Below are 15,307 nucleotides of genomic sequence, written 5' to 3'. Positions count from 1 at the left end.
AATAGTTGTCACCTCAAAATAATAAAAAAAATGAAATCAACGATATGGCTGACTGGCCGGTATCAAACACAAGCGACGAATCGATTAAACCTGTTCCTGTTCGGTGTGGCGCTTAACATCAATATCTTCGGTAGCGCGGTAGCCGATAACGCGCCGGATATCGAAGCTTTTTCCATCAACGAACTGATGCAAATGGAAGTGTCCTCGGCGTCCAGAAAGTCGCAGACCGTATCCGATACCGCGGCGGCGGCGTTCGTGATCAGTCAGGAAGACATTCGCCGTTCCGGGGCCACCAGTATTCCCGACGCACTGCGTTTGGCGCCCGGTCTTGAGGTCGCGCAAATCAACGCCAGTGTCTGGGCGGTTACCGCGCGCGGCTTCAATAGCCGTTATGCCAATAAATTGCTGGTACTGATGGATGGTCGTAGCGTTTATACGCCGCTGTTTTCCGGGGTATTCTGGGATTTACAGGATACGCTGATGGAAGACATCGAGCGTATCGAAGTAATCCGTGGGCCGGGTGCGGTGATGTGGGGCGCCAACGCGGTAAACGGCGTGATCAATATCATTACGAAGAAGGCCAAGGACACCCAAGGCAATCTGTTTGTGGCGGGCGGCGGCAACCAGGAACGCGGCTTCGCCGGTTACCGGCACGGTGGCCGTATCGGCGACGACGGCAGTTATCGGGTGTACGCCAAAACCTTTGAACGCGATACTTTTGTTAATGCGGCCGGAGACCGGCTGCACGACGACTGGCGCTCGGTGCAGGGCGGTTTTCGTATCGATGACCGGATATCCAATGACAGCCGCTACACCGTGCAAGGCGATGTTTACCGCAAGACCATAGGCAACACCGTGGTACCGCAAACCGTGCTGCCGCCGTTTAACCGCGAGTTCAATTTCGACGACCATGCCGACGGCGCCAACCTGCTGGCGCGTTGGGAAGGCAATTTCAGCGACGGTTCGGAATTCATGCTGCAAGGCTATTATGACCGGGTCGCTTTCAGTGCCGCAGCGTTGTCCGACAGTCAGGACATGGTGGACATCGATTTTCAGCATCGCCTGCACCCCAATGCCGACCACGATTTGATGTGGGGCGCCAGTTACCGGTTTATTCACAGTACCACGGTCAATACCTCGGCCATCGCCTTTACGCCCAACAGCTTGGGTTACCACAACGGCAGCGTCTTCGTGCAGGACGACATCACGTTGATAGACAACACCCTGCGCTTGACGCTGGGTACCAAGTTGGAAGAAAGCCACTTTGGTAATACTCAAGTGCAGCCCAACGCCCGTTTAATGTGGACGCCGGACCAAGTGCATTCGGTATGGGCTTCGGTTTCCAGGGCGTCGCGGACGCCGGCGCGCGGCGAAGCCCAGGCCAATGTGGGGCTGGGCGGCGTGCCGACCGGTTTGCCGGCGCCTTTCGATCAGATTCAAGTCATCGCTCAACCCAACCCCAATCTCCGCGCCGAAAAAATCTTCGCCGCCGAAATCGGTTACCGCACTCAGTGGACCGAAAAATTCTCCACCGATATTACCGCCTTCAGCAACCATTACAGCGATTTGGTGCTATTCCGCCGTGGGGAGTTGGTAGGGCTCACCCAGTCGTTGATCTGGAGTAACGCCCAGCAAGATTTCACCACGCGCGGCATCGAGATCGCCAGCGAATGGCATGTGTTGGATTGGATGCGCTTCAGCGGCAATTACAGCCATCTGAAAATGGAAATTCCCCAGGACCCGCTCAATCCGGATATTGCCGGATTGAGCCCACGCCATCGCGGCTCCTTACGCTGGCAGATGGATTTGCCGGAAAAAATCAAGTTGGACTTTACCCTCAGGCATGTCGGCCGCTTGCATTCCAACAGCCAGGCCGTACCGGCCTACACCACCTTCGACGCCAGACTGGCTTACGAACCCTATAACGGTGTGGAGTTTGCCGTTATCGCCCAAAACCTGTTCTCGCCCAGCCATCCCGAATATAAGGATTCATCCGCACTGTCCTTGCCGAGTAGCGCGGTGGAAGTCCCGCGCTCGATCTACGGCAAACTCAGCTGGCGCTTTTGATTTTTCAACCCCTAAAGAGTATCGACCATGCGTAAACTCTGGAAAAAATTGCCCTGGATTATTGCCGGGATTGTGTTGATTGTCGGCCTGCTGAAGCCGCCTTTATTGCCTTGGCTGTTGTTAGTATTAACCGTGCTCGCGTGTTTATTTCTGCCACGCCGCGGGCTGATCGGCCCGGTCGAATTACCGGCCGACGATGCGTTTTTACCCAGCGAACAAGTGCAGTGGTGGTATTGGACCGGGCATTTATTCACCGACGACGGCCGCCGCTTCGGCTTCGAAATCGTGTTTTTCTCGTTCGACAGTTTGGTGATTTTTCGCGATCAGCTGGTGCAGGCGGCGGTGACCGATGTGAATGGTCAACGTTTCTCGTTTGAAGAGTTCGTCGAATTCCATCTGCCCAAGCGTATTCCCAACGGCTTTAACCTGACTTCCGGCACCGACAATAAAGTGACGGCGGTTGGCGGCGACGGCCATGACCGCTTGCACGCGCAAGTCGGCGACTATGTGCTGGATCTGGAGCTCAATGCTAGCCAGCCTCCCGCGCTGCATTACGGCGGCGATCCCCACCCTTACCGTTTCGGCGGTTACACTTACTATTACTCGCGGCCGAAAATGGCGACTACCGGCACTATCAGTATCGGCGGCCAGACTTTTCAGGTTACAGGCAATAGTTGGTTCGACAGGCAATACGGCGAACTCTATCAAGCCATTCTGCAGGGTTGGCAATGGTTTGCGATTGAACTCGATGACAACCGGCAAATCATGTTGTTCGACTTCAAGGGCAGCGACACGTCGGTCGAAAAATCCGGCTCGATTACCGATGCCCAAGGGCAAACCGTCACGCTGGCGGCACACGAATTTACGGTTACCGTGCTGGGCGAATGGGTCAGTCCGAATACCGGCTGTACCTATCCTTCCGGTTGGGAAGTCGAGGTGCGCGGCGAAAAATTTACCGTGCAGCCCTTGGTGCTGGACCAGGAATTACGCGCGCAGCATACTTTTTGGGTGGGGCCTACATACTGGGAAGGTGCGTGTAGCGTAGCCGGTGCCGCCGCCGGAAATGCCTACGTAGAATTGAACGGTTTTTGCCGTTGCCCCGGCAGAGGCGGTTAAACTATTCAATCATTCGACATCAAGCGTAGAAACGCTAGCCGGTCCCTGACAAGACTACTGGGGTTTGCGTTTCTACTTTCACAAACTTGATTGCCGGCTTCCGCCAAACCACATCGTCGTAAAGCTACCCGGACGGTTCTTAACCAAAACCCGATGCAAAAAGGATCTCGCATACATTCCGAAATGGCCGGACAGAAACGTTTAGCTGACGCGATGGGCGTGATGCGGGGTATTGTCAAAAACTATCTGCGCCCGCGTTTTTTCGCGCCGCAATCCAGACGCTATCTGGCGCGCCAATGGGTTTTCGCCTGTCTTTGCCTAGTGGTGCCAGGCTGGCAGGTATTGCCGGCCGCCAGCCTGTCGGAGGCGCAGATCAAAGCCGCCTATCTCTACAATTTTGCCAAATTCGTGGAATGGCCCGCCGACGTATTGCCGCCTGGTGCGGACATTTTGTTGTGTGTGGTCGGCAATAGCGCGCTGGACAGCGAGTTGCAAGCCCTGGACGGGCGCAAGGCTGGCGAACGCATTTTGCGGTTTGTCCAACATAGCAATACCGATCCCGACTTGACTACTTGCCATCTGTTGTTTCTCGGCAGCTCCGAGAAATCTCACTTTGTGGTGACCTTAAAAGCACTAGGCGATGCGCCGGTGCTGACCCTATCCGACATCGACGACTTTGCCGAAAAAGGCGGCGGTATCAGCTTGCTGTTTCGCGAAAACAAGGTGGTATTTGAAGTGAATCTGGAACCGATTCGTAACGCCCGGCTGCATTTGCCCGGCCAACTGTTGAATATTGCCGCCATTGTTTACGGGAGATAGTGTGATGCGCGTTTTGCCCAATTTTGCCGACTGGTCTCTGCGGCGCAAACTGGTGTCCATCATCATGTTCAGTTGTGCGGTATGCCTGTTTGTCAGTCTATCGGTGATGGTAGTTAGCTCGGTGGTGAGCCGCTATCGCAGCGTGTTGCACGAATTGTCCAGTTTGGCGGACGTGTTAGCCGAAAACGGCCAAGCCGCGCTGGTGTTTGCCGATAAAGCCGAAGCCAGCCGGTTGCTCGAGTCCTTGAAAGACCGGCCGGAGCTGTATGCGGCCTGGATGGTGTCGGCCGATGGCGGTGTACTCGCGTCATGGAGCCGGGGAACGGCGGATATCGGCATACCCAGCGACTTTCGCCGGCCGTTCCGTGAACTGCGCACCAACTTCTGGAGCCGGCGCGCCGAGCTATTCACACCGGTGATCAAAAATACCGAGTTGGTCGGTTATGTGTTGTTGCAAGCCGATTTCACCGCGCAATGGAACGATCAACTGGTCGATTTAGGGAAGAGTTTGGGGGCGGCGGGGCTGGCGCTGATATTGGTTTATCTGTTGGCAATCCGCTTGCAGCGCATCATTTCCAGACCGATAGAGGAGTTGGCGACGGCCGCGCGGCTTATCGCCGAGGATAAAAATTACACTTTGCGGGTGGCGCAGCGCGACCGAGACGAGATTGGCGATTTAGTGCAGGCCTTTAATACCATGTTGGGCGAGATCCAATTGCGCGATGAAACCCTTACCGGGCATCGCGACCGCCTGGAAGCCGAAGTGGCGCAGCGTACCGAAGAATTATTGCAAGCCAAAGACGAAGCCGAAGCCGCCTCGCGCTCCAAAGGTATGTTCCTGGCAAATATGAGTCATGAAATCCGCACACCGATGAACGCGATCATCGGCTTGTCGGATTTGGCCTTGAACAGCGATCTGTCGCCCAAGCTGCGCGATTATCTGCGGAAAATTCACACCTCATCGCTGGCCTTGCTGGGGATTACCAACGACATTCTCGATTATTCCAAGGTCGAAGCCGGCCGCATGGAATTGCAGGCCGAAGCGTTTAGTTTGGAGGATGTGCTGGAGAATGTGCTGAATCTGTTCATCGTCCGCGCCGAGGAAAAAGGCCTGGAACTGGTGCTGGAACTGGATTCGGCTTTGCCGCCGCGCTTGATTGGCGATGCGTTGCGCTTGGGGCAAATATTGAACAATCTGGTTGGCAATGCGGTGAAATTTACCGAGGCCGGGGAAATTCATATCAAGGTTTCCCAGTTGGCAAAAACCCACGGCTACTCCACTTTGAGTTTTTCGGTACGTGATACCGGTATCGGCATGTCTGCGGAGCAGCTCGAGCATTTGTTTCATGCCTTTACCCAGGCCGACGGTTCGATTACCCGCCGTTTCGGCGGCACCGGGCTGGGATTGACCATCAGCAAGCGGTTGGTGGAAATGATGGGCGGTAATTTAGCCGTGCAGAGCCAGCTTGGCGAAGGCAGTCTATTCGAGTTTACACTGCTGCTGCCGTTTCCGTCCGAGCAGAAAGCCCGACAAATTCCCGGCCATCTGCAAAGCATGCGGGTGTTGATCGTCGACGATTTGGACATTTCCCGGCAGATGTTGCGCGATATTTTGCTGGCCTGGGGCTTTCAGGTCGAGGAAGCGGCATCCGGCGCGCAAGCCTTGGAAGCACTGCGCGCCGCCAACGACGCTGATCGGGACTTCGAATTGGTGTTGCTGGATTGGAAAATGCCCGGTCTGGATGGTGTGCAGGTCACCAGGGAGATTCGGGAGATGGTGCGCCGCACCGAAATCCGCAACGCCCCGGTGGTGATTATGGTGACTGCCTTCAGTCGTGAGAAATTGTTAAGTGCGGCCGGCGATGCGGTACCCGATGATATTTTGGTCAAGCCGGTGATGCCATCCACCTTGCTGGAAGCCTTGACGCGCTTGCAGGGCGGCAATCCCGAGCAAGGCAATGAACAAAGCCGGCCGCTGTTGGCGGGTATGGCCGCTTCGATACGCGGGGCGCGCATTTTGTTGGTGGAGGATAACGAGGTTAACCAAATGGTAGCCAGGGAATATCTGGAAAGCTCCGGCTTGCGCGTCACTGTAGTTAACAACGGCCGGGAAGGGGTGGAGGCGGTCAGGAAAAATCGTTACGACGCGGTGCTGATGGACTTACAAATGCCGGAGATGAGCGGTATCGAAGCGACCCGGCTGATCCGCCAGGATGCGCGGTTTGCCGATTTGCCCATCATCGCCATGACGGCAGCGGTGCAGGAGCGTGAGCGCAACGATTGCTACGCCGCCGGCATGAACGATCATATCGGCAAGCCGGTGTTGCCGCAGACTTTGATGGCGGCCCTGTTGCGCTGGATAAAGCCGTCCGAACGCAGTGTGTCGGTCGAGCCGGTGCTGCCGAAACCGGAGTCTATAGTCTCCGGCTTATCCAGGGAACTGCCTGGATTCGATATGGGGTATATTCGGATTATGATTGGCGAGGACAGCCATAAATTGCAACTTTTGTTCGAGTGCTTTCGAGATAAATTTGCCGATACCATGCAACGCCTCAGAGCGTTGCATGGCGCCGGAAAAACCGAGCAGGCGGTTGATTTGCTGCACAATTTGAAGGGCGCAGCCGGCGTGCTTGGCGCTGTAGAACTGAGCCGGGCCGCGGCGAATCTGGAGGAAGCTTTGCATGTCGGTATGCCGTTTGACGCTTGCCTCGCCGCATGCGAGGCCAGTCTGACGGCCACCCTGAATACGATTGCCGATTTCACCGCTATGGGCGCCGTTGCCGAGCTACAGAATCAAGCCGCCGATTGGTCGGCGGCAGACGAGTTGGCCGGCCAGTTGCGCGACTTGTTGGAAGGTAGCGATTTTGTCCCCAATGACTTGATCGAGCAATTGAAAGCCGCGCTACCTTGTCCGGAAACCCGGTTACTGATAAAAAAAATAGAAAAACAGGTCGGCAATATCGATTACGGTCAGGCTAAAGTGACCTTGGCGGAGTTGCTGGCCTTGATAGCGTCACAGCGACAAAACAGAGGATAGTCATGACTGCCGAAATCTCCAAACCCTTGATTTTGATCGTAGACGATACACCGACCAACATTCAGGTGTTGGCGGAAAATTTGATCGACGAGTATCGCATCAAGGTGGCGGTCAGCGGCGAGGCAGCCCTGGAGGCCATCGACCGGCAAGGTCCGCCCGATTTGATCCTGTTGGATGTGATGATACCGGGCATGGACGGTTATGAAGTCTGCCGGCGTCTGAAAAGCGACCCGCAAACTGCGGCAATCCCGGTGATATTTGTGACGGCTATGAACGCGGCGACCAACGAAGAATACGGGCTGAATTTGGGGGCGATGGACTACATTACCAAGCCGTTTTATTTGCCCGTGGTTAAGGCGCGGATCCGCAATCATATCCGCCTGAAACGGATGACGGACATGTTGGAAGCGATGGCCTGGATGGATGGCCTCACCGGTATCCCCAATCGCCGGCGCTTCGATCAGGTCTTGGAAAACGAATGGAAGCGCGCGCAGCGCAATCAGTTGCCCTTGGCTTTAGTGATGGTGGATGTCGATTATTTTAAAGCCTATAATGATTGCCACGGCCACGGCGCGGGCGACATTTGTCTGCGGCAGGTGGCCACCATATTGGCGGCTTCGGTGAGTCGCTCCGGCGATTTGGTGGCGCGTTACGGCGGGGAGGAGTTTGTGATGCTGATGCCGGAAACCGACATTGAAGGCGCGCAGCGCGTATCCGAATTGCTGTGCCGGCGTGTTGAAGCGCAGCACATTTCACATACCCGCTCCAGCGTTTCGCCTTGGGTGACGATTAGCGCCGGTTTTGCGGTGGTGGTGCCGGCGCTGCAACAATTGCCGTCCGAATTACTGGACGAGGCTGATCGGCAGTTGTATTTGGCTAAAGAAAACGGTCGAAACGGCGCCCGCGGAAGCTATTCGACCGTTTAGCTCGGCCGCTTGTTCGCTGGCCGAGCTGCGGGATTTGTTTTAAGCGGCCACAGCCGAAGCTTGCACCGATTGCAGGAAATCCTGGCAGTCGGCGTTAATCAGTTCAAAGCCCATTTTCGCGCTAAAGCGTTTTTCCTTGTCGGTAGGGTTTTTTCTTAAAAACCAGCCTCTATGTTCGTCGGCGCCATAGGTGATGTCGCTCATCACCATCCGCTCGGAATCGCGATTGAGCGGCAAACCCAACAACAGGTATTTTTTGCCTTTGCGGTACTCCTTTAAAAAGTCCGGAATCGCGAAACCGCCCATCAGCTCGGTGATGTAATCCACATAGTCGGCATCGGAGGCGATGTAATTGGCTTCGGGTTTTGGCGTGCCCATCGGTTTAAACAAAATCGGCAGATTTCTATCGACTTGTTCCTGCGGAATCTCGAAATATTGGCTGCCGTCGTAATGATAAATTTTGAAGCGAAAGGCGGTAGCGACGATGCGGGCTACGCCGACAATCAAGGTGTGTTCTTCGTCGGCATAACTGTCTTGCAATTGGGTATCCCGATTAATGTCGATCACATACTTGGGCCGCCATTCTTTCAGCCAGTCGTGCATCGATGCGCGGGTGTATTGAATTTGTCCGTAGGTTTTGTCAAGAAACTGCGATACATAGTTGCGGCCGCGCTTCAGTTCTTGGTTCATCGCTGCGCGCGGAAACTCGTACATCAGTTTCGGCGCCATCGGTTTGCCGCCGTTCATCGCCAAAATCAGGCTGTCGCTGTCGGCAGGCATCGGCTCTTGCGTCAGTTTGCTTTTGGCGTCGAACACCGCTCCCGGCCCCAGATAGGGAATGACTTGGTTATCGTACAAACCGCTTAGAATTTCGGAAAATACCGTATTTGACATGGTTGGCCCCAGCTAAATGAAAAGTAATGCTTAGCCGAAGCAAAATTCAATCCACTTTAGCAGGATGGGCCACCAAGCCCCGATGTGGCTGAGATGTGGCCGGAGCGGGCTGCAGGAGATTTCGGTAACAACCGTACGAATTGGCGGTGATTTGTCGTAAGCCCGACAATTGCCGCTATTACCGGGGTAGTGCGTTAATGCCAGCCGCCATACTGAGTGGTAGGATCGCCGCGAAAACCGGCTGTGGTTTTGTTGGCATCCGGTACATGGGCGGTACTTTCCGCGGCTTGCACCATATTGTTATGGGTATAACCGCCCATGGCCTTGGCGTGTTTGGCAATGGCTGTGGTCGTGGGGTTGATGTCGTATTTGCTGGCGTCGGGATGGATCACCACGCTGATTAATTGCGCGTCTTTCGGCGCGTTGGGGGCGGGCGTGTAACTGAGAACGACCGGAAGCTCGGTGCCGGCGGGTACTTGAATTTCATAGCGCTGGCTATTGTTGAGCTCGGTACTGGCAAGCGTTTTTCCGCTTTCGGACAGTAAGCTGACGGTGCCGGTTTTGAGCGGTCCGGCGTTGTCGCTGACTGCACCGAGCAATGATGTGGTTCGCAGGGTTTGTTTGACCGCGGCTTTGCCTGGAGTACTTGATTTTGCTTGGTCCTGGCCGCAACCGGACATTATCGGCAGGCTGAGGCAGGCGATCAGGGTAAGTGTGAATGTGGTCGGGTTTTTCATCGGTATCTCCGTCGGCGTTAGTTAAAGATACCCGCTAAACCGGCCACCGACAAGTGGGCTTTACGCGCCATCAATCGACATTGGGCGCTCATATAGCAGTTGAATAAAGCCGCTAAGGCCGTTATAGTTGCCCCACTTTTATACTTGTAAATCAATGCTATGCCATCATTCGACATCGTTTCAGAACTCGACAGCCACGAAGTAACCAACGCAGTGGACCAAGCCAATAAAGAAGTCTCCACCCGGTTTGATTTCAAAGGCTCCAATGCCTGTTTCGAGCAGCAGGAAGACAGCATCCTGATGAAAGCCGAATCGACCTTTCAACTGCAACAAATGTTGCCGATTTTGTATGCCAAAATGGGTAAACGCGGCATTGATATTTCCAGTTTGGAAAGCGGCAAGATTCAGGATACCGGCAAAACCGCTCAGCAATCCATCACCTTGAAGCAGGGTGTGGGTAGCGATCTGGCGAAAAAAATCGTCAAGCTGATCAAGGATAAAAAGCTCAAAGTGCAGGCCGCGATCAATGGCGATAAGGTGCGCGTGACCGGTAAAAAGCGCGACGATTTGCAGGAAGTCATTCAAATGTTGCGCACGGAAGATTTGGAGCAGCCTTTGCAATTCAATAACTTTCGGGATTAGTCCTCACCATTACGCCGACGAGCTTATCCGGCGTTGCAGCTATGGTGCCGCGGGTGTGGATTCCTCAGGGAGTTTTCAGTTAAATTCTCTCGGTTGGCACAAGGCGTCCGGTAAGCTAATGATGTTGGTTGACGGACGCTGAGCAACATAAATTTGGTCGGGACTTGGTTAAAGCTATCGGGGGCGCGCGATATGAAAACGGTAATGATTGGTCAAAAAGTACCGCCCCTATCGGTTTCCGACTGGGTGCAGGGACAGCCTGTCAATTTCGAACAATTGCTTGGACAAGTCGTGTTGGTGGCGGTGTTTCAAGTCAACTGCCCAGGCTGTTTCTTGTCATGTCTGCCGCAGGTGTTGGCGTTAAAACAACGTTATGCCGAGCGCGGTTTGACCGTACTGGGGCTGGCCACCGCCTTTGAAGACTTCGATAAAAATAATCTGCAAAATCTAAAACGTTTGGTTGAGACCGGTGAGGTGATCGGCGAAACCTTGAGGGTTTTAACGGAGCGAGGACTGCTACAGGACGGCAAGTTGCCGTATCGTATTGATTTTCCGGTAGCCATGGATAGATTGACCAAGCGCGAATTCGGCAGTATCGAAAGCGAAATTGACGCTTTTATCAGCCAACGCTTGAGCGATTTGGAACAAGACATCGGCTTACGCCAACCGCATGTGCGAGCGCAGGTAAAACAATATTTACAAACCCTGGATTATCATGCCGAAACCTTCGAGTTTTTCCAGTTACAGGGTACCCCGTCTTATATTCTGGTTGATAGAGCAGGCTTGCTGGTTCAATGCAGGTTTGGCGCGTATCCCGATCTGGAAACAGATATTCTCAAGCTATTGTAGTTCCCTTTCCTGCTCCGTAGGACCGTGCTACCGGCGAATGCCGCGCCCGCTTTCGCAAGGGGCTTTAGACGAAGCAGTTACAAGGCTGGCGGCTGCTTGTGGAGAAATCTTAAGGCGACATCCGTGTCTATTGTTAACGTTTTTTTAGCTGGCCCGACACGCCGTTTTAGGCAGCGTTAAGCTGGGGTGTAGCAATACTGTATTAAGCGATTGTTTTGCGACGCAAACCCATCAGGCCAGCCAATGCCGAGCCAAATAACCAAACCGCACCGGGAACAGGCACTGCGGTAGTTCCGCCTTCAATAAACGGTGTAAATACCAGGCTTTGTGATGACTGTTTTTTCTCGATCAATGCAGAATCACCCACATTGAAAGCTTCGGCGGTCAAGTCGTTTTGAATCCTGACACGCACATCCGCGTTACCCCATGCGACAGGCGTATCCAGTGTTGCGGCAGCCGACCAAGTGCTTAGCGGGCAGCCGGACGATGTGGCGCATGAGTCTGTCAACGGACCGGCGGAAAAATTGGTCGCGATATGATCCACGCCATTCCACAGATTGGTTAAACGCAATTGACCGGAAGCATCGACCGAAGGTGCCAGGGTGACGCTACCGGAGCGATTGACCAGGCGGTAATCACCGTTTTCCACCAGGCTTACGCTGCTTAAACTTAGATCCGCATCGGGTCTAATATCGAACTGCACATTGCTGTTGGCGAAGACCGTGCCCTGAGTACCGGTTGCTTGGGCTTTAAAATTTAACGGCGAGAATAAAACGCTCTTGCCGTCGCCCGATAAAGTCGGCGCGCCAAACAAGCCCAGATTCGTATCGTCATAGATGGCCGTAAAGCCGTTGCCGTCCAACGAAATTAATGCCGCCGAGGCATGTCCGCTTAACATTGAAATAACCCCGGCGCTTGCCAGGAACAAAGTCTTGATTTTCATAGGATCTCTAAATAATTCATGAATAGACAAGGTAACGAGCCGCCACAATAGCTTTACCTATCGGCTTATCGAAGCGGGTTAAAGTTTGCTGGCCGCATTATGTTTGGGGTTTGTCTAATGCGTTGCCGCGTCCATTGCCAGCTACCTGCTACCCGTCTTTGGTCGAGATAAGCTCGAATAAAAACAAAGTTATAGGCTTCTTCCTGTGAGTTCTGTCTCAGCGACCTAGCAGAGTTCTGGTCGGTGCGCAATCGTACGAATTGTCTAAGTCAAAACAGTTACCGGTCCGTGAAGGTTTGAAGAAATGTATTACAAAGGTATTCTGCCCATTGATAGATGGCGATACTGAAAGCCTGGGGCTGGCCTCTGTTTTACGGATACCAAACTGCTTCAGCGGCGGAACATAATGCCAACCTATACCTAACAATTCAGGTCATGGTATGGTGGCGCGACCTTTTTATCCTTGTCGCTTTTTTCAGGAAACGCCCATGACCGAACCCTTGCTGATTGCCAAATCCCAGACTGCCGAACTGTGTCTGCTGCCGAGCATGGCTAACCGCCACGGCTTGATAGCCGGCGCGACCGGTACCGGCAAAACCATCACCTTGCAAACCTTGGCCGAGGCTTTTTCGCAAATCGGCGTGCCGGTATTCATGGCCGATGTGAAGGGCGATTTATCCGGCATCAGCAGGACGGGGGGCGGCAATGCCAAAGTCGAGGCGCGGCTGGCTGAGTTGGGGTTAGCCGCCGACTACGCGGCGATGCCGACGCTGTTTTGGGATGTGTTGGGTAAAAAAGGCCATCCCTTGCGCTCGACGGTGTCGGAAATGGGGCCGCTGTTGCTGGCGCGGATGTTGGATTTGAACGAGGTGCAAAGCGGCGTCCTCACCGCGGCTTTCAAAATCGCCGACGACAACGGCTGGTTGCTACTGGACTTGAAGGATCTGCGGGCCTTACTGCAATACGCATCCGAAAATGCCTCCGAGTTGTCCGGTGAATACGGCAGCATCTCGGCGGCCAGCGTCGGCGCGATCCAGCGCGGCTTGTTGCAACTGGAGCACGAAGGCGGCGAGAATCTGTTTGGCGAGCCTGCGTTGGACTTTAACGACTTTCTACAAACCGACGGCGGCCTGGGTGTGATCAATATTCTGGCGGCCGACACGCTCTACAACTCGCCGCGTGTCTACGCCACTTTGCTGTTGTGGTTGTTGTCCGAGTTATTCGAAAATCTGCCGGAAGCCGGCGATCTGGACAAGCCTAAATTGGTATTTTTCTTCGACGAAGCGCATTTGCTGTTTAACGACGCGCCGTCCGCGCTGCTGCAAAAAATCGAGCAAGTAGTGCGTTTGATTCGTTCCAAAGGCGTGGGCGTGTATTTTGTCAGTCAAAATCCGTTGGATATTCCGGACGTGATCTTGGGCCAGCTCGGCAATCGGGTGCAGCACGCCTTGCGGGCGTTTACCCCGCGCGATCAAAAAGCCGTGAAAGCGGCGGCGGAAACCTTTAGAGCCAATCCGGGTGTGGATGTCGAAACTGCAATCACCGAGCTCGGTGTCGGCGAAGCTTTGGTATCTTTTCTGGATGAAAAAGGCACGCCCTTGCCGGTACAGCGGGCCATGATCAAGCCGCCAAGCTCTCATGTCGGCGCGGTCAGCGACGCTGAGCGGCAGGAATCGATCAATACTTCCGTCATCGCCGGCCATTACGAAAAACAGGTTGATCGCGAATCGGCCTACGAAATTCTCAAAGGCCGCGCCGAAAAAGTCGTGCCGCTCGAATCTGCTAGCGAAAGCGGCGATTCCGGATCCGGTTTCAATTGGGGCGAAGTGTTATTGGGCGGCGTCGGGGCCGCTACCAAATCCCGGCGCGGCCGCAGCAGCGGACAAAGCGTGCTGGAAGCCGCCGCGAAAAGCGCCGCCCGCAGTATCGGTCAGGAAGTGGGCAAGCAAATTATTCGCGGGGTGTTGGGCTCGCTGTTGGGTGGCCGGCGCTAACCAGAAAACATTGCTGACATAACGCTGTCAGGAGGGCTGTTTTAGGATGACGGCTCTTTTAACCACAACGAGGAGAACATCATGATCAACAACGTCGCAACCTGGTTTGAATTACCCGTCATCGATATGCCGCGCGCGCAGGGTTTTTATCGCAACATTTTGAATGCGTCTTTCAAGGAAGAGGAAATGAGCGGCTATCAAATGGCGATTTTCGACGCTGAAGAAGGCGCGGTCAGCGGTATGTTGATATTGGGCGAGCACTATCAACCTAGCGCAACCGGCGCGGTGGTGTATTTCAACGGCGGTGCCGATTTGAACGAGCCGTTGGCCAAGGTGGAGGCAAACGGCGGCAGCGTGTTGATGCCGAAAACCCCCATCCGCGACGGCGAATGCGGTTACTTTGCGATGTTGCTAGACAGCGAAGGTAATCGGGTTGGCCTTTATTCCCAAGCTTAACGGCAATTAAAACAGCGGGCAGTCTCAAAATCTTGACTGCCCGTTCTGCAAATGCGCCGCGCCGATCGTCTGTTTCAAATCGTCCAAATCCTGCGTAACCGGCGAATGGTTACCGCCAAGGCGCTCGCCGAGCGTCTGGAAGTTTCCGAACGCACCATCTACAGAGACATCCAGGTGTTAAGCCTGTCCGGCATTCCTATCGAAGGCGAGGCCGGCGTCGGTTACATGCTGCGCCATAGTCTGGATATCCCTCCCATCATGTTCAGTGCCGCCGAACTGGAAGCTTTGGTCATCGGCGCGCGCATGGTGAAAACCTGGGCCGGTAAGGAGTTGGGGCATTCCGCGCAGTCGGTACTGGATAAGGTGACGGCGGTAGTGCCAGCGGAATTACGCGAGCAACTGGAGCGCAGCAAATTATTCGCGCTACGTTTTTCACAACGCGAAGATTTGGATGTGACCATGGATATTTGCCGTAAGGCGCTGGATGGCAAGCGTTTGCTGTCCATGGATTACCGACGTGCCGACGGCACGTTCAGCCAGCGGCGGATCAGGCCGCTGGGCCTGTATTTTTGGGGCAATGTCTGGACCTTGGTGGGCTGGTGCGAACTGCGTGGCGATTTTCGCAACTTTCGCTTGGACCGGATCCTGCGCGCGCTAGTACTGGAGGAAGTGTTTACCGACGACGCCGGCCAAACCTTGCAGGATTTTATTCGGCGGATGCATTGCTTGCCGCAGTGAGCTTGTCCGGTTAAGGTGAAGATTCGGGTTGCCGAACGCCAGGTTTTCTCTATCATGTCTGTTTAAACCGGCATTCTTACCGGTGTTTT

The 15,307-nt window shown here is 54.5% G+C and carries 13 protein-coding genes; 10 read left to right on the top strand and 3 right to left on the bottom strand.

Features of this window, described 5'->3' with window-relative positions:
* The first annotated feature begins 30 nt into the window (after positions 1-30).
* The 5 genes from ACWAU0_RS03915 (at position 31) to ACWAU0_RS03895 (ending at position 7,965) form a co-directional block, all read left to right on the top strand.
* Positions 31-2,067: a TonB-dependent receptor plug domain-containing protein gene (locus tag ACWAU0_RS03915; protein ID WP_458138365.1), complete on the top strand. Its 2,037-nt coding sequence runs from the start codon at positions 31-33 to the stop codon at positions 2,065-2,067.
* Positions 2,068-2,094: 27 nt separating this feature from the next.
* Positions 2,095-3,183, top strand: coding sequence for a lipocalin-like domain-containing protein (locus ACWAU0_RS03910; RefSeq protein ID WP_458138364.1), 1,089 nt, complete (start codon positions 2,095-2,097; stop codon positions 3,181-3,183).
* A gap of 153 nt (positions 3,184-3,336) precedes the next feature.
* Entirely contained in the window at positions 3,337-4,002 is a 666-nt protein-coding gene (locus ACWAU0_RS03905) for a YfiR family protein (protein WP_225893008.1), read from the top strand.
* Positions 4,003-4,006: 4 nt separating this feature from the next.
* Positions 4,007-7,039 carry a hybrid sensor histidine kinase/response regulator gene (locus ACWAU0_RS03900; protein ID WP_458138363.1) on the top strand — a complete coding sequence of 1,011 codons (3,033 nt, stop codon included), beginning with the start codon at positions 4,007-4,009 and terminating at the stop codon, positions 7,037-7,039.
* A 2-nt stretch (positions 7,040-7,041) separates the two neighbouring features.
* On the top strand, positions 7,042-7,965 hold the full coding sequence (locus tag ACWAU0_RS03895) for a diguanylate cyclase domain-containing protein (RefSeq protein ID WP_319960353.1): 924 nt from the start codon (positions 7,042-7,044) through the stop codon (positions 7,963-7,965).
* 39 nt (positions 7,966-8,004) lie between these two features.
* Here the strand turns inward: ACWAU0_RS03895 and ACWAU0_RS03890 are convergent, their stop codons facing one another.
* Positions 8,005-8,859, bottom strand: coding sequence for an SIR2 family protein (locus ACWAU0_RS03890; RefSeq protein WP_033156019.1), 855 nt, complete (start codon positions 8,857-8,859; stop codon positions 8,005-8,007).
* A gap of 194 nt (positions 8,860-9,053) precedes the next feature.
* Positions 9,054-9,596 (bottom strand): hypothetical protein, encoded by a 543-nt coding sequence (locus ACWAU0_RS03885; RefSeq protein ID WP_458138362.1) that lies wholly within the window; start codon positions 9,594-9,596, stop codon positions 9,054-9,056.
* A gap of 159 nt (positions 9,597-9,755) precedes the next feature.
* Here ACWAU0_RS03885 and ACWAU0_RS03880 point away from each other — a divergent pair, with 159 nt between their 5' ends.
* Both ACWAU0_RS03880 and ACWAU0_RS03875 read left to right on the top strand, forming a co-directional pair.
* The gene (locus ACWAU0_RS03880; RefSeq protein WP_033156023.1) at positions 9,756-10,238 is read left to right on the top strand and encodes a YajQ family cyclic di-GMP-binding protein; all 483 of its coding nucleotides are present in this window, start codon (positions 9,756-9,758) and stop codon (positions 10,236-10,238) included.
* A gap of 192 nt (positions 10,239-10,430) precedes the next feature.
* Entirely contained in the window at positions 10,431-11,087 is a 657-nt protein-coding gene (locus ACWAU0_RS03875) for a thioredoxin domain-containing protein (protein WP_319960356.1), read from the top strand.
* A gap of 202 nt (positions 11,088-11,289) precedes the next feature.
* Here ACWAU0_RS03875 and ACWAU0_RS03870 read toward each other — a convergent pair whose 3' ends face one another.
* Complete coding sequence (locus ACWAU0_RS03870) at positions 11,290-12,030, bottom strand: hypothetical protein (RefSeq protein ID WP_033156025.1); 741 nt, start codon at positions 12,028-12,030, stop codon at positions 11,290-11,292.
* A 488-nt stretch (positions 12,031-12,518) separates the two neighbouring features.
* Here ACWAU0_RS03870 and ACWAU0_RS03865 point away from each other — a divergent pair, with 488 nt between their 5' ends.
* From ACWAU0_RS03865 to ACWAU0_RS03855, 3 genes are all read left to right on the top strand, one after another.
* Positions 12,519-14,024, top strand: a complete 1,506-nt coding sequence (locus ACWAU0_RS03865) for a helicase HerA-like domain-containing protein (RefSeq protein WP_458138361.1) — start codon at positions 12,519-12,521, stop codon at positions 14,022-14,024.
* Between the two features lie 81 nt (positions 14,025-14,105).
* On the top strand, positions 14,106-14,480 hold the full coding sequence (locus ACWAU0_RS03860) for a VOC family protein (RefSeq protein ID WP_458138360.1): 375 nt from the start codon (positions 14,106-14,108) through the stop codon (positions 14,478-14,480).
* A 51-nt stretch (positions 14,481-14,531) separates the two neighbouring features.
* Positions 14,532-15,218, top strand: a complete 687-nt coding sequence (locus tag ACWAU0_RS03855; protein WP_458138359.1) for a helix-turn-helix transcriptional regulator — start codon at positions 14,532-14,534, stop codon at positions 15,216-15,218.
* Positions 15,219-15,307 lie beyond the last annotated feature (89 nt).

It is taken from the genome of Methylomonas sp. Uni0009, assembly GCF_054188105.3.
This window is presented reverse-complemented; position numbering and strand designations above follow the sequence as displayed.